Annotated in this window: 23 protein-coding genes; 6 read left to right on the forward strand and 17 right to left on the reverse strand. The window is 65.8% G+C overall.

The genetic code is table 11. From position 1 onward, the window contains the following. Nucleotides 1-26 precede the first annotated feature (26 nt). Genes DM374_RS29265 through DM374_RS29340 form a run of 16 tightly spaced genes read right to left on the reverse strand, consistent with a single transcriptional unit; the run spans nt 27 to nt 17,920 of the window. Complete coding sequence (locus DM374_RS29265) at nt 27-794, reverse strand: ChbG/HpnK family deacetylase (protein WP_110973044.1); 768 nt, start codon at nt 792-794, stop codon at nt 27-29. Further along, a complete protein-coding gene (locus DM374_RS29270) occupies nt 776-1,951 on the reverse strand; it encodes a GNAT family N-acetyltransferase (RefSeq protein WP_110973045.1) in 1,176 nt (391 codons plus the stop codon). Before DM374_RS29270 ends, DM374_RS29265 begins: the two co-directional genes overlap by 19 nt. Before the next feature lies 1 nt (nt 1,952). After that, complete coding sequence (locus DM374_RS29275) at nt 1,953-2,642, reverse strand: GNAT family N-acetyltransferase (RefSeq protein WP_110973046.1); 690 nt, start codon at nt 2,640-2,642, stop codon at nt 1,953-1,955. 46 nt (nt 2,643-2,688) lie between these two features. Further along, nucleotides 2,689-4,614: a hypothetical protein gene (locus DM374_RS29280; RefSeq protein WP_110973047.1), complete on the reverse strand. Its 1,926-nt coding sequence runs from the start codon at nt 4,612-4,614 to the stop codon at nt 2,689-2,691. Continuing rightward, nucleotides 4,611-5,918 carry a lipopolysaccharide biosynthesis protein gene (locus DM374_RS29285; RefSeq protein ID WP_110973048.1) on the reverse strand — a complete coding sequence of 436 codons (1,308 nt, stop codon included), beginning with the start codon at nt 5,916-5,918 and terminating at the stop codon, nt 4,611-4,613. The genes DM374_RS29280 and DM374_RS29285 overlap by 4 nt, the downstream gene beginning before the upstream one ends. Then, nucleotides 5,918-6,913: a polysaccharide deacetylase family protein gene (locus DM374_RS29290; protein WP_110973049.1), complete on the reverse strand. Its 996-nt coding sequence runs from the start codon at nt 6,911-6,913 to the stop codon at nt 5,918-5,920. The genes DM374_RS29285 and DM374_RS29290 overlap by 1 nt, the downstream gene beginning before the upstream one ends. 10 nt (nt 6,914-6,923) lie before the next feature. Beyond that, complete coding sequence (locus DM374_RS29295; RefSeq protein ID WP_110973050.1) at nt 6,924-8,060, reverse strand: glycosyltransferase; 1,137 nt, start codon at nt 8,058-8,060, stop codon at nt 6,924-6,926. Continuing rightward, nucleotides 8,053-9,018: a glycosyltransferase family 2 protein gene (locus DM374_RS29300; RefSeq protein ID WP_110973051.1), complete on the reverse strand. Its 966-nt coding sequence runs from the start codon at nt 9,016-9,018 to the stop codon at nt 8,053-8,055. Before DM374_RS29300 ends, DM374_RS29295 begins: the two co-directional genes overlap by 8 nt. Further along, complete coding sequence (locus DM374_RS29305; RefSeq protein WP_110973052.1) at nt 9,015-10,385, reverse strand: O-antigen ligase family protein; 1,371 nt, start codon at nt 10,383-10,385, stop codon at nt 9,015-9,017. Before DM374_RS29305 ends, DM374_RS29300 begins: the two co-directional genes overlap by 4 nt. Further along, entirely contained in the window at nt 10,382-11,503 is a 1,122-nt protein-coding gene (locus tag DM374_RS29310) for a glycosyltransferase family 4 protein (RefSeq protein ID WP_110973053.1), read from the reverse strand. Before DM374_RS29310 ends, DM374_RS29305 begins: the two co-directional genes overlap by 4 nt. Further along, nucleotides 11,464-13,029 (reverse strand): GumC family protein, encoded by a 1,566-nt coding sequence (locus DM374_RS29315; RefSeq protein WP_110973054.1) that lies wholly within the window; start codon nt 13,027-13,029, stop codon nt 11,464-11,466. The genes DM374_RS29310 and DM374_RS29315 overlap by 40 nt, the downstream gene beginning before the upstream one ends. A gap of 30 nt (nt 13,030-13,059) precedes the next feature. Continuing rightward, nucleotides 13,060-14,085, reverse strand: a complete 1,026-nt coding sequence (locus tag DM374_RS29320) for a polysaccharide biosynthesis/export family protein (protein ID WP_110973055.1) — start codon at nt 14,083-14,085, stop codon at nt 13,060-13,062. A 23-nt stretch (nt 14,086-14,108) separates the two neighbouring features. Continuing rightward, nucleotides 14,109-14,756 carry a CpsD/CapB family tyrosine-protein kinase gene (locus tag DM374_RS29325; RefSeq protein WP_110973056.1) on the reverse strand — a complete coding sequence of 216 codons (648 nt, stop codon included), beginning with the start codon at nt 14,754-14,756 and terminating at the stop codon, nt 14,109-14,111. A gap of 1 nt (nt 14,757) precedes the next feature. After that, on the reverse strand, nt 14,758-15,504 hold the full coding sequence (locus DM374_RS29330; protein ID WP_110973057.1) for a sugar transferase: 747 nt from the start codon (nt 15,502-15,504) through the stop codon (nt 14,758-14,760). Further along, nucleotides 15,501-16,571, reverse strand: a complete 1,071-nt coding sequence (locus DM374_RS29335; RefSeq protein WP_110973058.1) for an NAD-dependent epimerase — start codon at nt 16,569-16,571, stop codon at nt 15,501-15,503. Before DM374_RS29335 ends, DM374_RS29330 begins: the two co-directional genes overlap by 4 nt. Beyond that, entirely contained in the window at nt 16,568-17,920 is a 1,353-nt protein-coding gene (locus tag DM374_RS29340) for a UDP-glucose dehydrogenase family protein (RefSeq protein ID WP_110973059.1), read from the reverse strand. Before DM374_RS29340 ends, DM374_RS29335 begins: the two co-directional genes overlap by 4 nt. Nucleotides 17,921-18,315: 395 nt before the next feature. Between DM374_RS29340 and DM374_RS29345 the strand changes: the two genes are divergently transcribed. Next, complete coding sequence (locus DM374_RS29345) at nt 18,316-20,007, forward strand: sulfatase-like hydrolase/transferase (RefSeq protein ID WP_110973060.1); 1,692 nt, start codon at nt 18,316-18,318, stop codon at nt 20,005-20,007. 341 nt (nt 20,008-20,348) lie between these two features. Here DM374_RS29345 and DM374_RS29350 read toward each other — a convergent pair whose 3' ends face one another. Continuing rightward, a complete protein-coding gene (locus DM374_RS29350) occupies nt 20,349-21,134 on the reverse strand; it encodes an enoyl-CoA hydratase (RefSeq protein WP_110973061.1) in 786 nt (261 codons plus the stop codon). A 142-nt stretch (nt 21,135-21,276) separates the two neighbouring features. Between DM374_RS29350 and DM374_RS29355 the strand changes: the two genes are divergently transcribed. From DM374_RS29355 to DM374_RS29375, 5 genes are read left to right on the forward strand one after another with little or no spacing between them, the layout of a single operon-like run. Further along, nucleotides 21,277-22,062, forward strand: a complete 786-nt coding sequence (locus DM374_RS29355) for an SDR family oxidoreductase (RefSeq protein ID WP_110973062.1) — start codon at nt 21,277-21,279, stop codon at nt 22,060-22,062. A gap of 54 nt (nt 22,063-22,116) precedes the next feature. Next, nucleotides 22,117-23,091, forward strand: a complete 975-nt coding sequence (locus DM374_RS29360; protein WP_110973063.1) for a bifunctional MaoC family dehydratase N-terminal/OB-fold nucleic acid binding domain-containing protein — start codon at nt 22,117-22,119, stop codon at nt 23,089-23,091. Nucleotides 23,092-23,097: 6 nt separating this feature from the next. Further along, on the forward strand, nt 23,098-24,225 hold the full coding sequence (locus tag DM374_RS29365) for an acyl-CoA dehydrogenase family protein (RefSeq protein WP_110973064.1): 1,128 nt from the start codon (nt 23,098-23,100) through the stop codon (nt 24,223-24,225). Continuing rightward, the gene (locus tag DM374_RS29370) at nt 24,197-24,616 is read left to right on the forward strand and encodes a MaoC family dehydratase (protein WP_110973065.1); all 420 of its coding nucleotides are present in this window, start codon (nt 24,197-24,199) and stop codon (nt 24,614-24,616) included. Before DM374_RS29365 ends, DM374_RS29370 begins: the two co-directional genes overlap by 29 nt. Nucleotides 24,617-24,633: 17 nt before the next feature. Beyond that, entirely contained in the window at nt 24,634-25,812 is a 1,179-nt protein-coding gene (locus DM374_RS29375) for a lipid-transfer protein (protein WP_110973066.1), read from the forward strand.

Raw genomic sequence — 25,812 nt, forward strand, 5'->3', positions numbered from 1 at the left:
ACATGCGTTATTAGCGAAACCCCGCACTAGCCCCCCGCCAACACCCGATACCCCACACGCGGCACCGTCCGCAGTTGCTGCTCCAGCAACCCCGCCAGCGATTCCCCGGAACCCAGATACGCATCGCCAAAGTCATTGCTGCCCAGCGCGCTGGGATGCGCCACCACTTCCAGCAAACCGTGCCGCGGCGCGAGGCCGTCGCGCAGGTCCACCGGCGTGCAGACGTAGTCGGCGGTCGCGCCGGCCAGATGGCGCAAGCGGCGGTTGAGCAAGGTCTTGAACACACGCTTGGCCGGGCCGATATTGCGCCCCAGGTTGCGCGCCAGCCTGACTGGCACACCCTCGCGGGCAGCAAAGCGGGCGACGATCTCGCCGATCGGCCAGATGTTATGGACGTGCTGGTGGGAATCCAGGTGGCTGGGCAGCAGGCCGAGGCTCAGGCAGTGCTGCCATTGCGCGAGCAGTTCCTGTTCCACTGCCTGGCGGGCGCGACGTCCGAGCCAAAGGCTGTTGCGCGACAGCCTGAAAGCGAATTCGCCGGTGGGGTTGCAGAACAATGGCTGCTCGAGGATGGCCTCACTCAGCGGCCGGCCATGACTGAGGTTGAAATGCAGGCCGATGCGTCCACGCAGCGCCGGCAACCGGGCCAGTGCGCAGGCACCGCGAAATGCCGGCATATTGGCCATGGCGGTCGCCGAGCTGATCAGCCCGGCATTGAACGCCCGCAGAATCACCGCATTGACGTGTTCACTAAGGCCGAAATCATCGGCGTTGACTATGACCTGGAAGGACATTCCGTGGCTCCTGTGGCGGGGCGGTGTGGGGCTGACGGGTGTTCGGTGGCGGGCATCCTCGGTTGCCGCCCCGGCCTGTTTGAGCGTAGCCACGGCTGGCAGTGGCGCCACAGGCGCAGCGCCATGCCCAGGCACAGGCCCGATACGCGCCAGCTATAGAAACTGTGGCGCAAGTGCTCGACCTGGCCGCTCATGCGTTCATGCAGTTGGTGGCTGGAATTCTCCAGGCTGACCCGCGAGGCGTCGATCCACTGCCAGCCGTCGTCCAGGCCCCAATCGATCCACTCCTGCAACAACACCCGGCCACTGCCCAGTTCCGCGTATTGCGGCAGGAAGGCCAGGTTGTAGTCGTACAGCCGGCCCTGTTCCAGAAGGCCGAGGCGGTAGCTGATGCACTGAGCGTCCAGTTCCAGCACCACCAGGCGCAGGCGGCCTTCGCCGGCCACGGCGCTGAGGGCCTGGATCATCCAGGCGCGGGAGGCGGGCGTGCTGAAGATGCCGACGCCGTCGTCGCCTTTCCAACTGGCGTCTTCCACCTTGGCGATGCGGGTGAGCCAATCGTTCGCGTTGTTGGCATCCAGCACCACGCGGCGGACTTGTGCGCCACAGGCGGCGATGCGCTTGCGTGCGCGGCGCAGTTTATAGCGCGGATCACCGCTGACTTCCTGGCGGTCGGCCGCGCTGAGTTGATGCACCGGCACGTTGCAGGCACGGCGTCGTTCGTAGGTCGAACTGCGCCAGCCCCAGTGCAGCAACCACGGCTCGCCCTGGGTGACTTCATTCAGTTGCAGCAGGGCGTGGGGCAGGTGCCGGCGAACCTCGCGCAGCACTTGGGGCGCTTCGCTTTCGGGCAGGTCGATAAGCAGGCCGATACGGTCGCTGAGCGGATAGCCCAGATGGCGCACTACCCGCAAGGTCAGCGGTCCGACCCGCCAGGGCATGCGCACCAGCGGCAGGCACAGGCACAGGTGATCGCGGTCGAAGCCGAGCAGCACCTGCAAGGTGTGCCCCGGTTCCAGCGCCGCCTCGGCCGCGCGCAACCAGCCGAGGCTGTTGAACGGCGTGGCCTGGGGCAGGCGTTGGCGCAGTTGCTCGTAGGCCTGCGCCGGGAAGGCGGGCGCGTCCAGCGAGTCGAGCCAGCTCAGGCGCAGGCCCATCTCAGGCCACCCCTACGGACGGCGCCACGGTTGCGGGCTTGCGCAGTGCGGCCAGGCGCGAGCCTTTGTAGCGGCTTTGGCGAAAGAACTTCCAGCGCCCGAACAGGCAGTAGACGTGGGTGACCCGGCCCTGCTCGGTGTAGCCCATGCGCAGGTGCAGCTTCAGCGCCGGGATATTGTGGCTTTCGCAGACGTCCACCACCTTGTCGCAGCCCTGTTTGCTCATGGCCTTCCACAGGTTCAGTTGCAGGTCCACCGACAGCGTGGTGCCCCAGTAGGCGCGGGTCAGTTCGCCACCGAACTCGAAGAACTCACCGCTGTTCACCGGGAACCAGCAGCCGTAGTAGTGATGGTCGTGGTAGTCCCGCGGGCAACCCCAGATAAAGGCCACCGCGTGACCTTCGGGGTCGCGGTGGATGATCCCGGTATGACCTTCGGCGAGCAGCTCGCGCATGGTTTCCAGGCGGTCGCCGAAGTAGCGCGCGAAGGCGTGGATGTTTTGCACGGTGATCTGTTCGGCCTGGGTCGGACTGCTGGGCTTGAGGTTGTGAGGCGGTACCGGGCTGACCAGGTCGCGCTCCATCCAGAGCAGTTCCCAGTGGTAGAACATGTAGCGGTGCAAGGCCGTTTGCAGGGTCGAGCGCAGTCCTTTGTGCCTGATGTGCGTTTGAAGCTGGTTCAGTACACGCATGATTGCCTCCAGGGTCGGGTAAGGCGGGTGGATCAGCGCGCGCGGTTCACGACGCGCTCCAGCTCAGGGCAAACAGCGTCTGCCCTGGCAGATCGAACCCGAGCCGGCCATCGCGACAGACCAGATTGGCCTGGCGTGGCTGGTGATCGGGTCCGAAAAGGGTCAACAGTGGATTGGCCGGGCAGCGCGCGGCAGCGGTGGCGAAACGCACCTGCTGGGTGCGCTCGCCCTTGTTCACGCCGAGCAGGCTGCGGGCGGGGCCGCGGGCCATGGCCAGGGCATCGACCTCGAAGGCGTCGTTGTCCAGTTGCAGCACCTCGTCCAGCCAGTGCTGCTGGATGAACTGCTGGGCCAGGCCCACCGGCTTGAGCACGAAGTGCTGCGGGTCGAGCACTTGCAGCATGCCCTTGGGGTAGTCGGGTTCGTCGGCGGCCTGGAACCAGTTGAGCATGTCCAGCAGGCCGTCGGCGCTGGCGTTGATCGCCACCGAGGCCCACCACAATGCGGCGTAATGGCCGTTCTGCTCATACAGGCTCAGGCTCGAACCGGGCGACAGGTTGGTCTGGTCCAGCAGCAACGCCTTGCGTGGCCGGCCGCGGTCATCCAGGCCGACCAGCGCAGCGGCCTGACGCACGTTGTCGCGGTAGACCCGAGTCGCCAGCAGGTCGCGAACCATCCATTCGTGCCAGGCCAGCGCATCGATACGCGGGCCGAATTCCTCCAGCAGCCGACGCGCCCAATCCAGTCCACGGCGCTCGGCGCTGTGTTCGGCGAGCGGGCCGTTGACCAGCCGCGAACTGGCCGGCATGGCGATGCGCACCCCGGCTTTGCGGGCGCCGGCGTAGTCCTCGACCTGTTGCAGGCACTGCGCGAAGAAGGCGCGAAAGTCTTCATAGCGGGCGTAATTCAGGTTCGGTTCGTCGGCGAAGGCGATGTAGTGCTGGCCCGCGCCATCCAGCGCGACGCTGGCCGCCAGCCAGGCTTGCAGGCCCTGACGGCTGGTGGCGTCGTCGCTCAGGTCGGCGCGGCGGCCGGTGGCAGCCAGCAGGGTGATGTCGTCCTCGATGGCGAAGCGTTCGCGATAGAGGCGGCGAAAGGCGTTTTCGTAGTCCGGCTGCCGGGCCAGCACGTCGACAAAACTGTAGAAGCCCGCCGCTCGTGGTTTCAGGGCATCGAGAATCGGGTGGCTGGCCACGGGGGGCAGCAGGTAGGGCAGGTTCAGTCCGAGTTTGGCCGTCGGGCCCAGGCGCTGTTGGCCGAGGTGCAGGTTCACCGTGCCGGGTTGTTCATCCAGCGGGCCAAGGTCAGCGACGCGGCGGGCGAACAGGTTGGCCGTGCCGTCCAGCCAGAACGCCGCCTTGCCACGGCCTTGCAGTTCCAGGCGCCAGACTTGTGGTTTCGGGCTGACCGGCAGGGTGACTTCTTCGTGTTGCCAGTAGGCGGGTTGCGCCACCAAATTCAGGCTCAGCGCCTGGCCGTCGTCCAGGCGCACGGCGCGCAAGCCGCTGACGCCGCCGTGGTACTTGCCGGCGAGAATCGCCTGCTCGCCAGCGGCGACGCGGAAATAGAACTGCGTCCCGGCCTCGACCTGCAGACTCACATGCACCCGCGCCGGGGCGAACTGGGCGCGGGTGCTGTCGTTAAAGGCAGGGCGGTAGCGGCGGAAGCTGTAGCCGGGAATCTCCAGCCGGTAACTGCCGTGGCCGACCGGCAGCGGCCATTGCTGTTGACCGCGGGCCTCGGTGGCGGCGATATCGCGGCGCGCGGCCAGGCGGCCCTGGCCGTCGAGAAGAAACACCTGCTCAGGATTGGCGTCGGTCTGCCAGGCGCCGACCCAGTCGAGGCGCAACTGATCGGCGCGGCCCGGGGTCAGGTACAGGCTGCCATCGCGGATATCCGGCCAGCGCAGTTCGGCGGCGCCGGCCGCACCGCTGAACAGTATCAGGCCGATAAGCAGGCGCACGGCGTTCATCCCGCCACCCGACCCGGCAACATGCGCCACAGCGGCAGCAGGTCGCCGGGCAGGATAAACAGCGTGCGCCACCAGGCCACGCCGCTGAGCCGGCAGTACAGCACCAGCATCGCCAGGGTTACCGCGAGGTAGGCGATGGACGACGCCAGTGCCGCGCCGAAGATGCCCAGAGGCGGGATCATCAACACGTTGAGCAGCAGGTTGAGCGCGGCCCCGGCGCCCATCATCAGCGACACGCTGCCGGGGCGGTTCTTGCCCAGCAGGTCGAGACGCAGGATGCTCGCGTAGCACAGGCCGAACAGCCCCGGCAGCAGGCCGAGCAGCGCCGGGTAAGCGGGTTGGTATTCGGCGCCGAACAACGTGACGATCAGCCATTGGCCCACCAGCGCCATGCTCAGGCAGGCGCCGAGCATCACCGTGGCGGTCAGGCGCAGGGCCAGCGGGGTCAGTTTGTCCATGCCGGCGTCCTGTTGCAGCAGGCGTTTCATCAGTGGCGTGGTCACCGCTTCCGGGACGATCAGCAGCAGTTCGGCAGCGGCGCTGGCCATGGCGTAGTGACCGAGGGCGGCGCTGCCGAGCAGGGCGCTGATGAACAGGTAATCCGAGCGCAGGATCACTTGCTGGAACAGCAGGTCCGGGTGGCTCTTGGCGCTGTAGGCGAGCAGTTCGCGCTGGCCGGCGCGGTCCCAGCACAGACGCAACGGATGACCGCGCCGCAGCCAGATCAACCCCAACAGCACCACCAGGCCCAGCCCCAACAGCCAACTGGCCAGCGCCGCCGACAGCGCCGCTTCGGGCCACAGTGCATAGAAGACGAGAAACATCAGCAGTGGCGCCAGCGATTCGCTCAAGCGCAACGCATTGAAGGCGCCGACGCCACCGGTGGCGTTGTGCAGGGTGAGCAGGCCGCTCTTGAGCACGCTCAGCGGCACCGCCAGCAACAGCAGCCAGGCCAGCAGGCCAAGTTGCTGGCTGACTTCCAGTTCGATGCCGAAGCCGCGCAGCGCGGCAAGGCAGATCAGGGTGAGCAGGGCGGCCAGCAAGCAGCCGTAGACCAGCACCTGGGTCAGCAGCAGACCGACATTGCGCTGCTGCGCCGCCTGATAACCGATGGCGCTGTTGAGGCCGCCGCTGGTGGCTGCGGCGATCAGGTCCGGCAGGCTGCTGAGCAGGGCGAACAGCCCGCGCTCGCTGGGTCCGAGCAGCCGCGCCAGCAGCACATTACGCAGCAGGCGCAGGGCGATCATCGCCAGCCGCGTGCCCATGCTCAGCAGCAAATGGCGCAGATAGGAAGGGCGGCTCATCAGTGGCCTCCGCGGCTGATACGCCAGGCCAGCAGCGACGGCCGGCTGGCATTGCGCTGGCTGACGCCGATGCGCGGCAGGGCCAGCGGATCGTCGCTGTCCTGGCAGAGCCCGGCGCGGGTGCTCAGGGCCCACGGATAACGGTGCGCCGCCAGGCGCTGGCGCACGCGCAAATCGTGGTCGCCGTTGGGGTAGCAGTAGACCGGCAGCGGGTTGCGGCAGCCGTTGAGCAGGGCGCGGTGGCTGCGCAGCAGTTCTTCTTCGAGGCGGTGGTCATCCAGGCCGGGTAACAGCGCGTGGCTGGCGCCATGGGGACCGAAGCTGATCAGCCCGGAGTCTTCCAGTTGGCGCACTTGCTGCCAGTCGAGGGCCTGGGGCAGGGATTCCGGTGGGCAGGTGTCGGTGAGCAGGTGCAGGGCCTGCGGCGCCAGGGTCTTCAAGCTTTGCAGGTAACGCGCCAGGGCCAGACTGCGGGCCCGTGGCGCTTCGTTCATGAAATAGGCGACCGGCAGCGGCCGGCCGACCCGGCGCAGTTGCTCGATCAGCAGGTGCCGTGGCGCCTCGCCATGGCTGCCCCAGAGCGTTTCACCGAGGCTTTCCCACCAGAAGCGCTGGCGGCTACCGATATAGTCGGTGGACAGAAAGATGCTCGCTGGGACCTGGTATTTCGCCAGCAGCGGAAAGGCGTGCAGGGCGTTGTCGCGCCAGCCGTCGTCGAAGGTCAACGCCACCCGTGGCCGGTTGCCGCCGTGGCCTTGCAGCAGGTCCAGCAGCGGCAGGCATTCGAAGTGCTGGCGCAGCCAGCGCAGCAGCCGTTCGAACGCCAGCGGGCCGACGCACAATTCGTTGCGGTGCGGCAGTTCGGCGGCGCGATCGTCGGCCAGCACCCGGTGCAGCATCAGGATCAGCCCGGCGCCGTGCAACTGCCGGCGACCTACCGGCGAGTTCAGGTAGATCCAGCCGCTGGCACGCTTGATGGTGGTCTTGATCGGCATGGTCGGTCCCTCAGCGGTTCTGGTCGGGGTTCCATTGCTGATAACTGTGCCCGCGCAGGAACTGCCACAGGCCGACGCACATGCCGGCCAGCGTCACCAACACGTACGCGGCCAGGCGAAACGGTTTCGGCAAGCGGTGGCCGGCGTCGAGCAGGCCGACCAGCGCCACGGCGTAGCCGAGCAGTTGCATGCTGCAGGTCCAGCGATAGAACGCGCCGTCATCCAGCAACCAGAGGTTGCTCAGCAGCAGCGGCAGCAACAGCACCGGGGCCAGCCGGCGCAGCAGCTTGTGGCTGATCAGGGCGATGGCGTACAGGCCGTGGCGTAGCGGGTTGAGCAGTTGCCGCCGGGCGGACAGGCTCAGCAGCCCGCCGACGGTGACCCGCTGGCGCCGGCGAAACTGCTTGCCGGCTTCGTCGACGCCGTAATCCAGCACCACCGCCTCGGGCACATAGACCAGATGCTGGCCCGCCGCCGGGGCGCAGGTGCTGATAAAGAAGTCATCGTTGACCTGTGGCGGAATCGGCTGGAACAGTTCCCGGCGCAGCGCCAGCAGCGCGCCATCTGCGGAGACCATGCAGCCGGTGCGGTTCTCGACCCTGCGCACCCAACCCTCGAAGTGCCGGTACAGGCTGTCGCCCAGACTCAGGCCCTTGCCGGGCCGGGGAATTATCATCTGTCCGGCGCAGCCGCCGACGCCGGGGGTGGCCAGCGGCACCAGCAACTGGCGCAGGGTGTCGTCGGCCCATTGGTTGTCGGCATCGGTGAACACCAACACTTCGCCCTGGCACAGGCTGACCGCGCGGTTCAGCGCCGCGGCTTTGCCCAGGCGTGGCAGGTCGAGCACCTGGATGCGTGGGTCGTTGACCGCCCGGGCGCAGGCCACGGTGCGGTCGCTGGAGCCGTCGCTGGCGAGGACGATCTGCAGGGATGCAGCGGCGTAGTCCTGGTTCAGCACGCTGCGCAGTTTTTGTTCGATATGCCGTTGCTCGTTGTGCGCGGCGATCACCACGCTGACCGTCAGCGGTACTTGCGGGCCCGGCTCACGGCGCGCGCAGAAGGGCGCGGCCAGGCTCAACAGCAGCGGATAACCGAGCCACGCATAGAGCGGCAACAGCAGGCACAGCCAGAAAATGAATTCAGCCACGGGCTGGCCTCCTTGCAGTGAAGTTGAACAGACTCAGGACGAACGCCATGCCGGCCAGGTGCAGCCGGATGAAATGCAGCCCCCAGAGTTGCAGCATCAAGGTGGGTTCGCGGTGCTTCAGGCTCTGCCGCAGGCTCAGGGCGAGCGCCGGCAGGCTGGCGATCAGCACCATCAACAGGGCCAGGTGCGGGAAACCGTCGAGCAGCGCCGACAGGGCCATGGCGTCGAGTACCCAGGCGCCCATGGACAATGCCGGAAAACGCAGCAGGCGCAGGCTCGCACCGTTGCTGCGCAGCAGTTGCAGGTGGCTGCTCTGGCGCCACATTTCCTTGCCCAGCCATTCTTTCCAGGTGCACTCGTAGCCCCAGTGCATGACCACCGGTGCGCGCAGCACCAGCAGGCGTGCGCCGGCATCGCTCAGGCGCAGGGTGAAGTCTTTGTCTTCGCCGCTGCGCAGGCTTTCGTTGAAGCCGCCGACGCTGTCGAACCAGCGCCGGGGCATCAGCAGGTTGGGGCTGGGCAGCCATTGTTGGCGGTGCAGTAGCGGGCCGGCACGCAGTGTGCGGCGTTGCCAGGCGATGGCGAACCACGGCGCTTGGTGCGGGGTGTCGCAGTCGAGGGCGAAAACATCGCCCAGGCCCTGGGCGTGGAGGTCGAGCAGGCGCCGAAGCCAGTTCTCCGGGACTGCGATATCGGCGTCGAGAAACGCCAGCCAGTCGCACTCGCACGCGGCCGCGCCACGGTTGCGCAGCGCGCCGATGCTCAGGCCCGGCAGGCTCAGCACCCTTGCGCCGAGGGCGCGAGCGATCTGCGGGCTGTCGTCGTGGGAGCCGTTGTCGACCACGATCAGTTCGCAGTCGACACCAGCTTCGCGGGCGGCGAGCTTGGCGGCGGCCAGGGTCCGGCCGATGTGCCGGGCTTCGTTGAACATCGGAATGACGATGCCGACCCGGTTCATGCTTCCGCCTCCGGCCGGCCCGCAGCCTCGGCCTGGCTGCGCAGCACCCAGGACAACGCCAGCATGATCCACAGGTATTTGTGGTTCGGCGCACTGAGGAACATCAGGAACAGGCCCAGCGACAGCATGCTCATGCACAGGTGGGTGAGCAGGTCGGCGCGGGCCACTTCATGCTGCTGCAGCCAGGCGGCGCGGGCGCTCCACAGGTTGCGCAGGGCCAGGGCGATCAGGCCGACAAACAGCACGCCGCCGGGGATGCCGATCTCGCTGAACAGTTCCAGATAGGTGTTGTGCGCCCGCCGATAGAGGTCGGTGACCTTGCGGTTGGCGGAGAACGCCTTGGCGTAGCCGGTGGTGGCGTAGTGCAAGGGGAAGGTGCCGGGGCCGGAGCCGAGCAGCGGGTTTTCGCGGATCATCTTGCCGCCGACCACGATGTACGAGGCGCGACGCCCGAGCGAGTCGTCCTCGTGGGCATTGACCCCGGACTTGAGCACGCTCAGCGACTGGATGCGCTCGATGTAACTGGCCGGCATCACCGCGGCCGCGACCGGCAGCAGCAAGGCCAGGCCCAACATCAGCACGCCGAGGTGGCGCGGGCGCAGGCGGGTGAGTTGCACTCGGTAGTGGTAGAGGCCGATGCAGAGGCTGATCAGCAACACCACCAGTCCGGAGCGCGACTCGGTCTTGGTCATCCCGGCCAGCAACAGGCCGGTGCACACCAGCCACAGCAGCCGTTGGCGCAGGCCGGGGCTGTTCAGCAGCAGCCAGATCGCCAGCGGCACGGCGAAGGCGATCAGCAGGGCGAACACGTTGGGGTCGTCGAGCAGGCCGGAGGCGCGGCCCTGATCCTGGTATTTGCTGGAGAACATCGCCATTACGCAGGTGGCAGCGACGCTGAGGCAGACCAGCCGGGCCAGCCAGGCGAGGTTCAGTTCGCGGCCAATCAGCAGGGTCATGACGAACAGCAGCAGGCCGATGGACAGCTCGCGCAGGTGCTGGGCCGACATCAGCAGGCTCTCGCTGGCCCAGAAACTCAGGCCGTAACAGGCCATGAAGGCGATCAGCAGCGGCCACAGATTGCTGTGCAGGCGCTCGCCCTTGAGTTGGCCGCTGGCCAGTTGCAGGCTCAGTACCAGCAGCAGGCCGGCGCCGATCAGCTTGGCTGCGGACAGGTCGCTGTCCTTGAACAGACCTTCGAACGGCACCAGGGCGATGATCGCCAGCAAACCCCAGGCCGGGCGCCGGTACAGCAGGAGCAGGCCGCCCAGCGCGGCGACCGCGCCGGGCGCCAGGTACGGCCAGGGACTGACCAGCAGGATCATGGCCAGCAGACCGAACAGGCCGACCAGCGAAAGGGGCAGGATCATGCGCGGACCTCCGTTGCGGCGCCCAGGTAAACCTGGGCCCAGCGTTGCGCCAGGGTAGGCAGGTGGTAGCGTTCGCGTTGGATGTGGCGGGCCTGGGCGGTGAGTTCACTGGCCTGGGCCGGGTCGTCGATCAGGGCGCTCAGTTGCGCGGCCAGTTCGTCCACTGCCAGCGGCGCGGCCAGCAGACCGCTACGGCCGTGTTCGATGACATCGGGAATGCCGCCGACGCCGAAGGCCACCACCGGCACGCCGTCCTGCATGGCTTCAAGCAGGATCATCGGCGTGCCTTCGGTGCGTGAACTGATCACCAGTGCATCGAGGCGGCTCATCCACGGCCGCATGTCGTGCTGGAAGCCCGGCAGGCGAATCCGTTCCACCAGTCCGGCGGCGTCGATGCGGGCCTGCAGGGTGGCGCGCTCCGGACCGTCGCCGAGCATCACCGCGTGCAAGTGCGGGTAGCGCCGGCACAGCGGAATGAGCGTATCGAGAAACAGGTCCGGACCTTTTTCACTGCTCAGGCGTCCGACATAACCCGCCAGCCACTCGCCCGCGTGGGTAACACGTGGCGCCTGGCCGGAGGTTTCCGGCAGACCGTTGGGAATCACCCGGATCTTCTGCGCCGCGACCCCGGCACCGCGCAGAATCCGCGCGATGCTCTCGGCCACGCACACCACCTGGCTCACCACGGCGGTGCGGCACAGTTGCAGGGTCAGCCAGGTGTAGACGCGCTGCTTGAGGTTGCGCGGAGTGAAACCGTGCTGGGTTGCCACCAACGGCAGGCGCCACAGGTACGCCGCCAGCCAGCCGAGCAGCAGGCCCTTGAAATTGTGCGCATTGAGCAGTGGCCGCTGGCCGTGCTGCTCGCGCAGGTACAGCAGCGGTTGCACCAGCCCCGCGCGGCACTGACAGTCCACCCCGGCGGCGCGAAACCGCGCCAGCAGTTCTTGCGGCGCATCGAGAAACAGCACCCGATGCTGACCGGGGGTGGCCAGGCAATGATCCAGCAGCATGCGCTCGGCGCCGTAGAACCCACCGCTGTTGAGCAGGTGGATGATCGGCTGGCGCGGGGCCGGGGCGTTCAATTGCGCACCCAGTGCCACAGCCGTGGCAGCGTCCATTGTTTGTACGGATTGGGTTGTTCCGCGGTCTGGTCGTTGATCACCAGCAGCACCGGCAGGCCCAGTTCGTGGCCGATTTGCGCCGGGTGTTTGAAGCGGTGGTCGAAGAACTCGCGGACATAGACCAGGGCAATCGCCAGCAGCAGGCCGGTGAGCAAACCGAACGGAATGATCAGCATCGGCCGTGGGAACGCGGCTTCGGTCGGCTGGTACGGCGCGCTGAGAATCCGCGCGTTGGACATATTGTCCAGTTGGCCCTGGCCGCGGCTTTCTTCATAGCGCTGGGTGTAGGTGAAGAAGGCTTTGTGCAGGGCGTCGATCTCGGTGTCGAGCTGGCGCGCCTTGCTCATGGTCTCCTGCAACTGGTGGATGCGGCCCTTGAATTCGCCGATGCGCTGGGTTTTCTGGCCGATCACTTCCTGCACCACGGTCAGGTCTTTTTCCCGTTCGCGAATGCGGTTGTCCACCACCTTGAGGAACTGCTGGCGGCTGCGCAAGATCTGCTCGCGTTGCAACTGCATCGGTTCGCTGTTGGGCTGGAACACCGCCAGGTCGTTGCCATAGCGCGACACCTGGGTGGTCAACTGCTCGCCCAGTTGCTTGATTTCGCGGTCTTCGAAGGCCACGTTGTCAACGGTGGTGGTGAAGGTGAACGGGAAGCTGTAGTCGTTCATCTTCGCGCTGTTGGCGGCGCTCAGGGCCGACTTCAGGTAGTCCAGCCAGCGCTGGCTTTGCAGCAGGCGGTCGCGGTACTGGTTGAGCGCCTGTTCCTCGGTGTTGATCGCGTTCAGGCGGAAGGTGATTTCCTCCTTGGGATCGGACGAGCCTACGGTTTCCAGCAGGGCGAGGCGCTTGCTTTCCAGGTCGTCGAGACGGGCCTGGTACTGCAGTTTCTTCTGTTCATAGAAGGACTGCGGCAGCTCGTTGGATTGCAGGTCCTGGCGGTTTTTCAGGTAGTTGTCCAGCAACTGGCTGACAAACGCCGTACCCTGGGCCGCGTCGCCGAAGCTGTAGGTCACCGAGATCACGTTGGAGCCGGGCAGGGTCTCGACCTTGAGGCTCTTGGTGGCCTGTTCGGTGAGGGCGTCGAGTTCGGTGTCACGGGCCGATTCGACCTTGTTGCCCAGCGCCGAGCGCAGCGGATCGAGCACATGCTCGCGCAACGGGTGGAACAGCAGCTTGTCCATCACGCCGGGCTCGACCTGATAGCGGCCTTCTTCACGCAACTGGCTGATGGTCTGGCGGATCAGCGTCGGTGAGCGAAGGATATTGCTCTCGGTTTCCATGTCCGCCAGCGACGGCGGAATGAACTTGTCGGTTTCCTGGGCGAGGGCGGTGTTGGTGTCGCTTTGCGACAGCTTCTTCGACTGCACGATGACTTCGGCACCGATGTCGTAGCTCTGACGCAACATCAGCGGCAGCAGCAGGACGATCACCGCGAAGGCGAGGAAGATCCGTTTCACCCATTGCCGATTGGCAAAGAAGATCCGGAAAAACTCGTGCAGGTAGTTCTCTTTGGGATTCATGAGCTGATTCATCACGCGATACCCCCGAGGTCAGTTGTCGCTGCCTTTGTTGTCGACGCGGTAGCCGAAGCTGAAGCCCACGCCCTGGAACAGCACGACGTCAGCCAGTTGCCGGGCCAGTTCGCCGGCACTGGCCAGCTTGGTCTTGGGCACATAGAGCATGTCGTCCGGTTGCAGATAGGCCACCTGTGCGGCGCTGGCATCCAGCGCCTGGTCGATGTTGTAGGGCATGGCCTGCACCTGGTTGCCGTTGCGCCGCATGATGATCACCGAGTCCAGCCGCGCCTTGATGCTCGGGCCGCGGGCCAGGGTCAGGGCTTCGAGCACCGAGACCGGACGGCGGATCGGGTAGGCGCCGGGCTGGCCGACTTCACCCAGCACGTAGATCTCGTTGACCGCGGTGGACTTGAGCATCACATCCACGCTCATGCGTCCCGGCAGGTCGGCGTAGCGCTTGTTCAAGTACGTCTCCAGCTGGGTCACGGTCATTCCCTGCAGGGCGACCGAGCCGACTTCCGGGAAGTTGGCGTGGCCGTCGCTGCCCACGGTGATCTCCCGGCTCATGCCGGTGGCCGGGTGGTTCAGCGCGCTTTTCAGGTTCTGCTCGTTGGTCAGCGGGCTCAGCACCTGCACCGTGAGCTGGTCGCGGTTGGGCTGGAACAGGCTCTTGTTGCGGTAGGCCTGCTGGATCGCGGCCCGGGCCTGCTCGGGGGTCATTCCGGCGACGTTCACCGAGGTGTTGGCCGCCGGCAGTTCGATACGGCCGTCAGGCAGCACCAACTGGTTGCCGTTCAGCGAACTGGCGGAAAGGAAGCTCAGCCCGATGGTGTCACCGGACTGGATACGGTAGGCGTCGGAGCCGCTGGTGCTGATGTGGAAGATCACATCCAGCACGTCCTGCGGGCGCAATACCTGTTCCTGGCTCGAAAGTTCGGTGGCTTGGGCATTGGCCGGCGCGGCGGTGAGAATCTGTACCGGCATCGTCCGGGCGTCCTGCTGGGTGGTGCAGGCCGCCAGTGGCAATAGCGCGAACAGGGCGATCAAGGGCGTTTTCATAAGTGTTCCCTCGCACGATCGGCTTAAAGGTTGTTGTAGAGCCACTTGGGCATGTAGTAGCGGCGCCGGTTGAAGACGCTGCCGACCAGCCGCGCGCCCGCCTGGAGCAGGCGCTGGCTGGCGGCCTGGGCCACCTCGCGGCGGGTGTCGTCGGCGTTGATCACCAGGATCACGCCGTCCACCAGCGGGCCCATCACCAGGCTGTCGGCACCGGCGTACACGGCCTCGCCGTCGATCACCACGAAGCGGTACTCGGCCGACAGCTTGAGCAGCAGCATGCGCAGCAGTTCCGGGTCGAGGCGTTCACCGCCGCGCTCATGCAGGCCGCCGGGCAGCACGTCGAAGCGCTGGTCGGAAAGGCGCACGATGCAGTCCTGCGCCAGCGGCGGGGTCTGGTCGTCGAACAGCAGGTCGTGAAAACCACGCAGCTTGTTCAGGCCCAGTTGCTGGCTAAGGGTATTGGGGCCGTTGCTGCCATCGATCAGCAGCACCGTTCCACCGCTCATCAGCGCCAGTTGGCTGGCGAATGCCAGGGCGCTGGTGCTGGTGCCGCTGCCGCTGTTGGCGGCAGTCAGCAACAGGGTGCGCTGCTCCTGGTCGAGCACGGTGGAGGTCAGGTTGGTTTCGCTGGGCACAGCGATGCTCATGCTTCTTGAAGTTGAACCGTCCATCTCAACGTGCTCCGTGGCCACTGAAGACTTTGAAGGGGGTCTTGAGCAGGATTTTCAGGTCCAGGCTCAGGCTCTGTTCGGCGATGTAGCTCAGGTCCAGTTCGACCCGCTGGTCGAAGTCGATGTCGCTGCGCCCGGAGATCTGCCAGAGGCCGGTCATGCCGGGGTAGATGCTCAGGCGCGCGAGGTGGTTGTCCTTGTAGCGGTAGGCGTTGAACGAGGTGGGCCGGGGGCCGACCAGACGCATGTCGCCGCGCACTACGTTGAACAGGTTGGGTAGCTCGTCCAGGCTGCTGCGCCGTAGCCAGCGACCGATCGGGGTTACCCGCGGGTCATCGTCGATCTTGAAATCGATGGACTGGGCGCCGTGCTTGTTGAGGTGGCGCAGCGACTCTTTCAGCGCCTCCGCGTTGGTGACCATGGTGCGGAACTTGAACATGCCGAACGTGCGGCCCCGGTAGCCGGTGCGCTTCTGCACGAAGAACACCGGCCCCGGGCCGCTCGCCTTGACGATCACAGCCAGTACCAGCAACAACGGCGACAGCAGCACGATCAGCAGCAGGGCGCCGAAGGCGGCAATCCAGCGATTGGTCCGCGACAGGGTCCAGGGGCGACCGCCGAGGCGGCCGGTGAACCAGCCACGGCCCTGTTTGTGGACCGCCGAGTCGATGCGCATGCGGTGTTTGGGGTCCATCCGTTTGTCTTGGCTCAGCGCCTGGATCTGGGCGCTCTTCGGTTGTCCGGTCATACCGACCTCCGTTGCTCGTCGGGCGATGCCCGGTGGATCTGCGCTGGCGTCCCGTGCAGCGGCAGGTAGTGATCGAGGAACCAGGCGGCGAAGCGCCCGAGCCCTTCATCGAGGGAGACGACAGGGGTGAAGCCGGTGGCGTCGGCCAGGTCGCCGGCTTCGGCGCAGGTGTCCAGCACATCGCCGGGCTGCAGCGGCAGCAACTCGATGGCGGCGCGGCGGCCGAGGTGTTTTTCCAGCAGGGCGACGTAGTCCAGCAGCGCCACGGGGCGTTGCCCGCCGATGTTGAACAGGCGCCAGGGCGCGTGGCTGCTGGCCGGGTCCGGGGTCATTGCGTTCCAGTCCGGGTTGGCTTGCGGCGCCAAGGGAATCAGGCGCACCAGGCTTTCGACGATGTCGTCGATGTAGGTGAAGTCGCGCTGGTGCTGACCATGGTTGAACAGGCGCAGCGGACGGCCTTCGACGATGGCGCTGGCGAACTGCACCGGTGACATGTCCGGGCGACCCCAAGGGCCGTAGACCGTGAAGAAGCGCAGGCCGGTGGCCGGAATGCCGTACAGGTGGCTGTAGCAGTGGGCCATGGCTTCGTTGGCTTTCTTGGTCGCGGCGTACAGCGACAGCGGGTGGTCCACCGCATCGCGTACCGAATAGGGCGTGTGCTGGTTGGCGCCGTACACCGAGCTGGAGGAGGCGTATAGCAGGTGTTGCACCGGGTGGCGACGGCAGCTTTCGAGGATGTTGAGAAAACCGGCGAGGTTGCTGTCCAGGTAGGCCCGGGGATTTTCCAGCGAGTAGCGCACCCCGGCCTGGGCGGCCAGATGCAGGACCACGTCGGGACGTTCACGGGCGAACAGCTCGTCCAGCGCCGTGGCGTCCGCCAGCTCGATACGCTGCAACGGAAAGTGCCCGGCCTGCTGGCGCACCCAGCCGACCCGTTGATGCTTGAGCGTCGGGTCGTAGTAGCTGTTGAAATTGTCCAGGCCCAGCACCTGATAGCCGTCACGCAACAGCCGCAGGATGCAATGGGCGCCAATGAAACCGGCCGCGCCGGTGACCAGGACTTTCATGGTGCAGGCACTTCCGGATCGACATGGCGCAGACCGATGCCGCAGTAGTCCAGGCCGTAGGTGGCGACCTGATCGGGGTTGTACAGGTTGCGCCCGTCAATGATCAGGCGCTGGCGCAGCTTCTTCGCCAGCAGGGTGAAGTCGACCACGCGAAAGTTCTTCCACTCGGTGCAGATCACCAGGGCATCGGCGTCTTCCAGAGTGTCGTCGCGGGTGGCGCAGAGTTTCAGGTCGTTGCGGTAGCCGTAGAGGCGCCGGCATTCCGCCATGGCTTCCGGGTCGAAAGCATGCACGGTGGCGCCTTCGGCCCACAGCGCTTCCATCAGGTAGCGGCTCGGCGCCTCACGCATGTCGTCGGTGTTGGGCTTGAAGGCCAGGCCCCACAGCGCCACCGACTTACCCTTGAGGCTGCCGGGAAAATGCTGCTGGAGTTTGCTGAAGAGAATCTGCCGCTGGGCGTCGTTCACTTCGCTGACACTCTGCAGCAGGCGCAGCGGCATGCCGTTGTGCTCGGCGGTGTGCAGCAGGGCGCGCAGGTCCTTGGGAAAGCACGAACCGCCGAAACCGCAACCGGGGTAGATGAAGTGGTAGCCGATGCGCGGGTCGGAGCCGATGCCCTTGCGTACCGCTTCGATATCGGCGCCCAGGCGTTCGGTGAGGTTGGCCAACTCGTTCATGAAACTGATGCGGGTGGCGAGCATGGCGTTGGCCGCGTACTTGGTCAGCTCGGCGCTGCGGTTGTCCATGAACATGAGCTTTTCATGGTTGCGGCAGAAGGGCGCGTACAGCTCGGTGAGCTGGTCCTGGGCCTGGGCATCGCAGGTGCCGACGATGATCCGGTCGGGGCGCATGCAGTCGGCGAGGGCGCTGCCCTCCTTGAGGAATTCGGGATTCGAGACCACGCGCACTTTCAGGGTCAGTTTGCCCAGCCGGTCGAGTTCTTCCCGGGCCAGTTGCGCGACCTTGTCGGCAGTGCCAACGGGCACCGTGGACTTGATGATCAGGGTGCGGTCGGCTTCCATCAGCTCGGCGATCTGCCGGGTTACCCCGAGGACATGGGAGAGATCGGCGGAGCCGTCTTCGTCCGGTGGCGTGCCGACCGCGATGAACACCAGTTCGGCGTGCGCTACCGCATCGCTGGACTGGGTGCTGAACAGCAGGCGGCCGTCGCGGATGTTGTCTTCGAGCATGGCGGACAGGCCCGGCTCATGGATCGGCGGCACGCCCTGGCGAAGCTGGCTGATCTTATGCGCGTCGACATCCACGCACAGTACTCGGTGTCCGACATCGGCCAGCGCCGCGGCCTGCACGAGTCCTACATAACCTGTACCGAACACGCTTACGTCCATTCCGGGGTGCCTCGCATGGCGTAATGGGGATGAAACAGCGGTGTGTTTTCGGTATAGCGCAGGCTGGGGAAAAAGTGTCAAACCAATGGCATGTTCCGTTTAACTTACAGTGCCTGTTTGCGAGGTCGTTTTGCCATCAACTCTTTTCCAATCCGTGATTTAGCGAAATGGGCGCTGGCCATTCGCCGTTAATTTTCGCGATGAACGGTCGAAAGCCGCGCCGTTGAAGGCTTACGTTGTATTTGTGCAATAGCTAAATGGATACATTTCTTTAGTGCTAGGGGGTAGAAACAGGCGTCAAAAACTCGCCATAAAAATGACAGGCCATAGATGGAAAGAAATTCGCAAGCTGGCTACCGTTCGAGAAACCCCGCCACCGCGGACGGAGCCCTGCCATGCGCGCATTGATCAAAAGCCTGCTGTTGCTGGCCTATCTGGCCTGCTTTCACGCCACCATTCTCGAACGTCTTCAGGCGCTGGGCGGTGTGGCGTTGGTGCTGTACGGCGGGATGTTCGTGCTGTTGGCGCTGACCCTGCTGGCCGCCGCGCAGATTCGCCAGGGCTGGTTGCGCTGGGGGCTGGCGCTGTTGTTCGTCGCCAGCGCGGTGTTCTTCGATGCCTACACGCGCATCACCAATAGCTACCTGACCTACAGCGCTTTCCTGTCGATGGTGTATTCCGGTGGTTTCATCCAGGAAGCACTGGCCCAGTACCACGCCTCGATCATGCAGGCGCTGCTGCGCGGGTTGTTGCTGTTGCTTGGCATCGGTCTGCGCCCCGGTGCCTGGCCACGTTTGCCACGGACCTTGCCGTGGGCCGCGCCGTTGCTGGGGTTGTTGCTGCTAACCGGCGTCCTCTTCGTGCGTTCCGGCGAAGGCGCCCGTGGCCTGCCGGTGATGTACACGCCGTTGGCCTACCTGAACCTGATGACCTACGAGACGCTGCACGACCATGTCGGCGCCCGCGAGCCGGTGAGCCTGCCGCGCAGCGGCCCGGCCATGGCCCGCGACATCGTGCTGATCATCGACGAGAGCATTGCCGGCAACTACCTCGACACCGACACGCCAATGGGAGTGAAAACACCGCTGACCCAGGCGCAGCCGGGCGTGAGTATCTTCAATTACGGCTATGCGGCGTCCGTCGCCAATTGCAGCGCCGACACCAACGTCACCCTGCGCTATGGCGGAACGCGCGCGGACTACCTGCGGATCAACTCGACCCAGCCGTCGATCTGGCAGTACGCACACCAGGCCGGGTTGGCCACGGTATACGTCGACGCCCAGCGCACCGGTGGGCACTTGCAAAACCTGATGACCGACACGGAAAAACGCGATATCGACCGTTTCATCCAGTTCGATGACACCCCGGTGCTGGAGCGCGACATGGCGGTGGCGGCGACCCTCACCGAGCTGCTGGCCGACGCTAAGCCGCAACTGATCGTGGTCAACAAGGTGGGCGCGCATTTTCCGGTGCACGACAAATACCCGGACGCCTTCATGAGCTACCGCCCGGCCTTGCCGCGCGGGCAGTTCACCGACATCACCGACACCGGTCAGCGCGACGGTTTTGCCGGGAGTCCGGAGGACTGGGTGTTGTACCGCAACGCCTATCGCAACACCTTGCTGTGGAATGTCGGGGAATTCTTCAACCGCCTGTTCGCCAAGGCCGACTTCAGCCAGGCGGTGGTGATCTACACCTCCGACCATGGCCAGGACCTGCACGAGCGTGGCAATCCCGGGTTGAACACCCATTGCGACAGCGACCCGGTGGCAGAAGAAGGGCTGGTGCCGCTGGTGGTGATCCAGGGCGCAGGGCTCAAGACCCTCGATTGGCAGACGCACCTGGCGGACAACAAAAACCGCTCCAGCCACTACAACCTGTTCCCGACCCTGCTGCAGTTGCTCGGCTATGACAGCACCGCGCTGCAAGCGGTGTATGGCAAGCCGCTGAGCGTCCCGACCGAAGATCCGTTCAGCTTCAACACCCGCTTCAATGCTAGATTGGGGGCTAGTCCGGTGTTCAAGCACATTGACCTGGGGCAGGTGGTGGTGCCGGGGGATGGGCAGGTGGTGGGGAGTCGGGAGTGAGGGCTGGAAGATGCTAGCCGACAGCTTTTCAGCGCTTTCAAGATCGAGCGCCGCCCGCGCGGCGCATCGCGAGCAAGCTCGCTCCTACGTTGGTTGCAACGCGCCATGGTCTGTGAGAGTTGGGTTGTCCGCCTTTGGCGCTTGACGATGAATCGCGGGGAAGCTGTTGAGGTCGCCTCGATACAGCGCCGTACAAACAAAACGGTCAACCATGGCCTGACAGGCATAGGCACGTTGCAACCGGTGTAGGAGCGAGCTTGCTCGCGATGCGCCGCGCGGGCGGCGCTCGATCTTGAGAACGCTGAAAAACTGTTGGCTAGCACCTGGTCGCCATTGCCCAATCACCGCCCCAAAAACCGCGCCGGCCGCTTCTCGATAAACGCCGCCATCCCTTCCTTCTGATCCTGCGAAGCAAACAGCAGCGCGTTGGCCTTGCGCTCCAGCGCCAGCCCGGTCTCCAGTGGCGCATCCATGCCCGCCAGGATCACTTCCTTGATCTGTTCCGCCGCCAGCGCCGGCATCGCCGCGATGACCTTGGCCAGCTCCAGCGCATGGGCCTGCACCTGATCGTCGTCCACCAGGTCACTGACCAACCCCGCCACCCAGGCTTCCTCGGCGGTGATCGGCTGTCCGGTCAGGGCCATGCGCATGGCCTTGGCCTTGCCCACCGCCCGCACCAGGCGTTGGGTGCCGCCGATGCCGGGCATGATGCCGATGCGGATCTCCGGCTGGCAGAACCTGGCGCCGCGCCCGGCGACGATCAGGTCGGCGTGCATCGCCAGTTCGCAACCGCCGCCATAGGCATAACCGCACACTGCAGCGATCACCGGCTTGGGGCAGTGCTGGATCGGCGCCCAGACCCGTTCGGTATGGCGCTGGTGAATCTCGATCGGGCCGACCCCGGCCATGCTGGTGATGTCGCCACCCGCGGCGAACACCTTGTCACCCCCGGTAAGGAGGATGCAGCGCACCTCGGGATCGGCGCCCAGTTCGCTGAAGTGCTGCGACAACAATGCCTGCAACTCCAGGCTCAGGGCGTTGCTCGCCTGGGGCCGGTCGAGGCGCAGCAGGGCCACGCCAGGGGCCGGGAATTCGAGCACTACGCAGGGATGATCAATTGCAGACATAAGCCTTCTCACGCGTGAAAACCTGGGGAATTGCCAGGCAGTGTCGGGCGTGCGGCAGGCTCGATTCATCGTCCGTTCAGACGAAGTTTGGCCGCGCCTTTGTCCCTAGAGTGGACCTTGTCAGCAGAACAAGGAGCCTGAAATGGGGCAGCAACGCGGTCTTGATTACAGCGGCAAGGTGGTACTGGTCACGGGCGGCACCAAGGGTATCGGCGCGGGTATCGCGCAGGGTTTCCTCGAGGCCGGTGCGCAGGTCATCGTCTGTGCCCGCAACGCCCCTGAACAGCTCCCGGCCAGTGGCGAACGCAAGGCGCTGTTCTTCGCAGTGGATGTGCGCGACGGCGAGTCGTTGCAGGCGCTGTTCGACAGCATCCAGCGCGATTTCGGCCGCCTCGATGTGCTGGTCAACAACGCTGGCGGCGCACCGGCAGCAGATGCCGCCACGGCCTCGCCGCGTTTTCACGAAAGCATCATCCGCCTCAATCTGATCGCCCCCCTCAATGTCGCCCAACAGGCCAACCGCCTGATGCAGGCGCAGGAGACCGGCGGCTGCATCGTCTTTATCGGCAGCGTCGCCGCCCAGCGGCCGTCGCCTGGCACTGCCGCCTATGGCGCCGCCAAGGCCGGCGTGGTGGCCCTGGTCACATCGCTGGCGGTGGAGTGGGCGCCCAAGGTCCGGGTGGTCACCGTCAGTCCGGGTCTGGTGCTCACCGACCAGGCTCACCTGCACTACGGCAGCGAGGCCGGCATCGCCGCAGTCGGCGCCGGCATTCCCGCCGGACGCATGGCGGCGGCCGAGGATATCGCCAACGCCTGCCTGTACATCGCATCGCCCCTGGCCAGCTACGCCAGCGGTTGCAACCTGCTGCTGCACGGCGGCGGCGAGCGACCGGCATTCCTCGGTGCGGCGCAGGCCGTGCCCACCTGATCGACCCCACGGCGGCGCCACCCGGTGGCCGCCCTCACTTTGCAGGAGACGACTGTGGCTGATCCACAATTGCTGTCCAACGTGCGCGCCCTGGTGGGGCGCCAATACGGTCGGGTGTATGCCTGGGACGAAGTCAACGCGCCGATGATCCGCCAGTGGTGCGAGATCATGGGCCTGGAGAACCCGCTCTACACCGACCCGGCCGCCGCGCTGCAAGGCCCGCATGACGGCATCGTCGCGCCGCCGGCGATGCTCCAGGTGTGGACCATGGAAGGCCTGCACGCCAACAACTATCCGCCGGGGTCCACCGACGAAAACCCCTATGAAGTGCTCAAGCTGTTCGAAGAGCACGGCTACGCCTCGGTAGTCGCGGTGAACTCGGAACTGACCTTCCAGCGCCCGGTGTACCTGGGCGAGCGGCTGTATTACACCACCCGCCTGGACGCCGTTGGCGACGAGAAGACCACCGCCCTCGGCACCGGCTTCTTTGTCACCCTGGTGATGAGCCACTTCGTCGAGAAACCCGAAGGCGACGAGCCGGTGGGCGAGTTGCTGTTCCGCGTGTTCAAGTTCCGCCCGGCCAACGCCCAGCCCGGGGCCAAGCCGGCCGAAGCGCTGGCCAAACCCAAGCGTCCTCTGCCGGGGATGAGCGACGACACCCGGTTTTTCTGGGAAGGCTGCGCCGAAGGCAAGCTGCTGATCCAGCGCTGCACCGCTTGCTCGACCTTGCGTCACCCGCCGGCGCCGGTGTGCATCCAGTGCCACAGCTTCGACTGGGACACGCTGCAGGCCAGCGGCCGCGGCAGCCTGTATTCCTTCGTGGTCATGCACTACCCGGAGGTCCCGCCCTTCGATCACCCCAACCCCATCGGCCTGATCGAGCTGGAGGAGGGCGTGCGCCTGGTCGCCGGCCTGATCGGTGTGCAGCGTGACGAGCTGAAGATTGGCCAGCGCTTGCAGGTGGAATTCCAGACCTTCGATGAACAGCAGACTTTGCCGCTGTTCCGTCCCGTGGCCGAGCCGGAGTAAGCGCCCATGGATTTCGAATTGAGCGAAGACCAGCGTGCCATCGAGCAGATGGCGGACAGCCTGTTCGTCGATTACTGCAACGATGACGCCATGCGTCAGTGGGACACCAGCGGCGAGCCGATGATGGCGGCGCTGTGGGGCTTGTGCCGGGAAACCGGCCTGCACGCCCTGGCGATTCCCGAATCCGCCGGCGGCAGCGGCCTGGGCATGACCGAACTTATGCTGGTGCTGCAGGCCCAGGGCCGTGGTCTGGGCCAGGTGCCGCTGTGGCGTCATCAATTGGCGGCGGCAACCCTGGCGACCTTCGCCAGCGATGCCTACCCGACCTGGATTGCGCAGGCGGCCAGTGGCGAGGCGTTGCTGAGCCTGTCGCTGGACGGCATCAACGCCGCCTGCGGCATTGAACTGGAAGCCACACCCAATGGCGCGGTCTGGCAGGTCAACGGCCGCATCGCAGCCTTGCCGCTGGCGGCGCAGTCCGGCGCCGCGCTGGTGCCGGTGCTGTTGCACGGTCAGGCACGGCTGATGCTGCTGGAACTGCAATCCCCCAGTGTGCACCTGACCCCGGCAGTGATGACCCACGGCGAGGCGGTGGCCGATGTGCAGGTCGAAGGCCTCAGCGTCAGCCATCTGCTGTCGGTGGATGCCCTGGACTGGCTGGAAGCCCGCGCCATCGCCGCGCAGGCGGCGCTGCAACTGGGCGTCAGCCAGGAACAGATCCGCCGCACCGTCGAGTACGTCAGCGAGCGCCAACAGTTCGAACGGCGCATCGGCAGCTTCCAGGCGGTGCAGATGAGTATGGCCGACACCCACATTGCCCTCGAAGCCTTGCGCAGCAGCCTCTGGCAGCTGTGCTACCGACTTGACGCCGGACTGCCGGCGTCGTCGGAAGCGCTGGCCACGGCGTGGCTGGCCTGCGAGGCCGGGCACCGCATCGGCCATGTCGCGCAGCACGTGCATGGCGGCATCGGTGTCGACCTGACCTACCCGATCCACCGTTTTCTCTACTGGAGCCGCGCCCTGGGCCTTGCCCTCGGCGGATCGGCGGCCTGCCTGGAACGTCTCGGCGACTGGCTGAGCGATAACGACAAGCTGGGATGGAAATATGACCTTGAAGAACACCAAGCGCTTTGAAGACGTGCGTCCCGGCGAGTTGCTGCCGGAGCTGGCAGTGCCCATCACCGTGCCGTTGATTGCCGGCGGGGCGATCGCCACCCGCGACTACTTCCCCGGCCACCACGACCTGGACGCCGCCCGTGAACTGGGTTCGCCCCACGTGTTCATGAACATCCTCACCACCAATGGCCTGGTGCAGCGGTTCATCGAGGCCTGGGCCGGCCCGCTGGCACGCTTCGCGTCGCTGAAGATCAAGCTCGGGGTGCCCAACTACCCCGGCGACTGCATGACCTTCAGCGGCAGCGTGACTCGCCTCGATCCCGAAACCCGCACGGTCGAAGTGACCCTTGGCGGCAAGAATTCCATGGGCAACCACGTGACCGGCACGGTCGCGCTGGTCCTGCCCTGACAGCCGGAGACACTGTCATGACGCAATCGTCGATTTCCGGGCGCGCCGCCATTGTCGGACTGGGCGCGACCGAGTTTTCCAAGAACTCCGGGCGCACCGAACTGCGCCTGGCCATGGAAGCCACCCTCGCGGCGCTGCAAGACGCCGGCATCGATCCCTCGGAAGTGGAGGGCTTCAGCTCCTACTCGGTGGACAAGGTGCCGGAATACGAGATCGCCCGGCTGCTGGGCTGCAAGGACGTCAAGTTCTTCTCCCAGGTGCCCCACGGCGGTGGCGCCGCCTGTGCGCCGATCCTCCACGCGGCCATGGCCGTGGCCACCGGCGTGGCCAAGGTGGTGGTGGTCTACCGCGCGATGAACGAACGTTCCTGGTACCGCTTCGGCAGTGGCAGCTACGGCTTCGCCTCGACGCCGATCTTCGAGAACGTCAACTACGGCTGGTACATGCCCCACGGTTTCCACACCCCGGCGGCCTGGGTCGGCATGTTCGCCCAACGCTACATGCACACCTATGGCGCCACCTCCGAGGACTTTGGCCGGGTCGCGGTGGCGGTCCGCGATTTCGCCGCGACCAACCCCAACGCGTTCTTCTATAACAAGCCGATCACCCTCGAAGAACACCAGGCCTCGCGCTGGATCTGCGAGCCGCTGCACCTGCTGGATTGCTGTCAGGAGTCCGACGGCGCGGTGGCAATGGTCATCACCTCGGCCGAGCGCGCCCGTGACCTGCGGCAGAAACCGGTGACCATCAAGGCCGGTTCCCAGGGCATCAGTAGCGGCCAGCAGATCATGACCTCGTTCTACCGCGACGACATCACCGGCTTGCCGGAGATGGGCGTGGTCGCCCGCGAGGTGTATCGCCAGTCCGGCCTCGGCCCGGACGCGATCCAGACCGCAGTGATCTACGACCACTTCACTCCGTTCGTGCTGCCGCAACTGGAAGAGTTCGGCTTTGCCGAGCGCGGCGAGGCCAAGGAGTTCATCCGCGCCGGCCACCACGCCCGTGGCGGCAAGCTGCCGATCAACACCCACGGCGGGCAACTGGGCGAAGCCTATATCCACGGCATGAACGGCGTTGCCGAAGCCGTGCGCCAGGTGCGCGGCAACGCGGTGAACCAGGTGGCGAACGTCGAGAACGTGCTGGTCACCGCCGGCACCGGCGTCCCCACCAGCGGCCTGATTCTCGGCGCGGCCTAA

Origin of the sequence: Pseudomonas huaxiensis (assembly GCF_003231275.1) — a bacterium.
Taxonomy (GTDB): Bacteria; Pseudomonadota; Gammaproteobacteria; order Pseudomonadales; family Pseudomonadaceae; genus Aquipseudomonas; species Aquipseudomonas huaxiensis.

Excerpts from the sequence above, each read along its gene's own strand:
- DM374_RS29265 (WP_110973044.1), bottom strand. The coding sequence starts at position 794 with ATGTCCTTCCAGGTCATAGTCAACGCCGATGATTTCGGCCTTAGTGAA.
- DM374_RS29270 (WP_110973045.1), bottom strand. The coding sequence starts at position 1,951 with ATGGGCCTGCGCCTGAGCTGGCTCGACTCGCTGGACGCGCCCGCCTTC.
- DM374_RS29275 (WP_110973046.1), bottom strand. The coding sequence starts at position 2,642 with ATGCGTGTACTGAACCAGCTTCAAACGCACATCAGGCACAAAGGACTG.
- DM374_RS29280 (WP_110973047.1), bottom strand. The coding sequence starts at position 4,614 with ATGAACGCCGTGCGCCTGCTTATCGGCCTGATACTGTTCAGCGGTGCG.
- DM374_RS29285 (WP_110973048.1), bottom strand. The coding sequence starts at position 5,918 with ATGAGCCGCCCTTCCTATCTGCGCCATTTGCTGCTGAGCATGGGCACG.
- DM374_RS29290 (WP_110973049.1), bottom strand. The coding sequence starts at position 6,913 with ATGCCGATCAAGACCACCATCAAGCGTGCCAGCGGCTGGATCTACCTG.
- DM374_RS29300 (WP_110973051.1), bottom strand. The coding sequence starts at position 9,018 with ATGAACCGGGTCGGCATCGTCATTCCGATGTTCAACGAAGCCCGGCAC.
- DM374_RS29305 (WP_110973052.1), bottom strand. The coding sequence starts at position 10,385 with ATGATCCTGCCCCTTTCGCTGGTCGGCCTGTTCGGTCTGCTGGCCATG.
- DM374_RS29310 (WP_110973053.1), bottom strand. The coding sequence starts at position 11,503 with ATGGACGCTGCCACGGCTGTGGCACTGGGTGCGCAATTGAACGCCCCG.
- DM374_RS29315 (WP_110973054.1), bottom strand. The coding sequence starts at position 13,029 with ATGAATCCCAAAGAGAACTACCTGCACGAGTTTTTCCGGATCTTCTTT.
- DM374_RS29320 (WP_110973055.1), bottom strand. The coding sequence starts at position 14,085 with ATGAAAACGCCCTTGATCGCCCTGTTCGCGCTATTGCCACTGGCGGCC.
- DM374_RS29325 (WP_110973056.1), bottom strand. The coding sequence starts at position 14,756 with ATGGACGGTTCAACTTCAAGAAGCATGAGCATCGCTGTGCCCAGCGAA.
- DM374_RS29330 (WP_110973057.1), bottom strand. The coding sequence starts at position 15,504 with ATGACCGGACAACCGAAGAGCGCCCAGATCCAGGCGCTGAGCCAAGAC.
- DM374_RS29335 (WP_110973058.1), bottom strand. The coding sequence starts at position 16,571 with ATGAAAGTCCTGGTCACCGGCGCGGCCGGTTTCATTGGCGCCCATTGC.
- DM374_RS29340 (WP_110973059.1), bottom strand. The coding sequence starts at position 17,920 with ATGGACGTAAGCGTGTTCGGTACAGGTTATGTAGGACTCGTGCAGGCC.
- DM374_RS29345 (WP_110973060.1), top strand. The coding sequence starts at position 18,316 with ATGCGCGCATTGATCAAAAGCCTGCTGTTGCTGGCCTATCTGGCCTGC.
- DM374_RS29350 (WP_110973061.1), bottom strand. The coding sequence starts at position 21,134 with ATGTCTGCAATTGATCATCCCTGCGTAGTGCTCGAATTCCCGGCCCCT.
- DM374_RS29355 (WP_110973062.1), top strand. The coding sequence starts at position 21,277 with ATGGGGCAGCAACGCGGTCTTGATTACAGCGGCAAGGTGGTACTGGTC.
- DM374_RS29365 (WP_110973064.1), top strand. The coding sequence starts at position 23,098 with ATGGATTTCGAATTGAGCGAAGACCAGCGTGCCATCGAGCAGATGGCG.
- DM374_RS29370 (WP_110973065.1), top strand. The coding sequence starts at position 24,197 with ATGACCTTGAAGAACACCAAGCGCTTTGAAGACGTGCGTCCCGGCGAG.
- DM374_RS29375 (WP_110973066.1), top strand. The coding sequence starts at position 24,634 with ATGACGCAATCGTCGATTTCCGGGCGCGCCGCCATTGTCGGACTGGGC.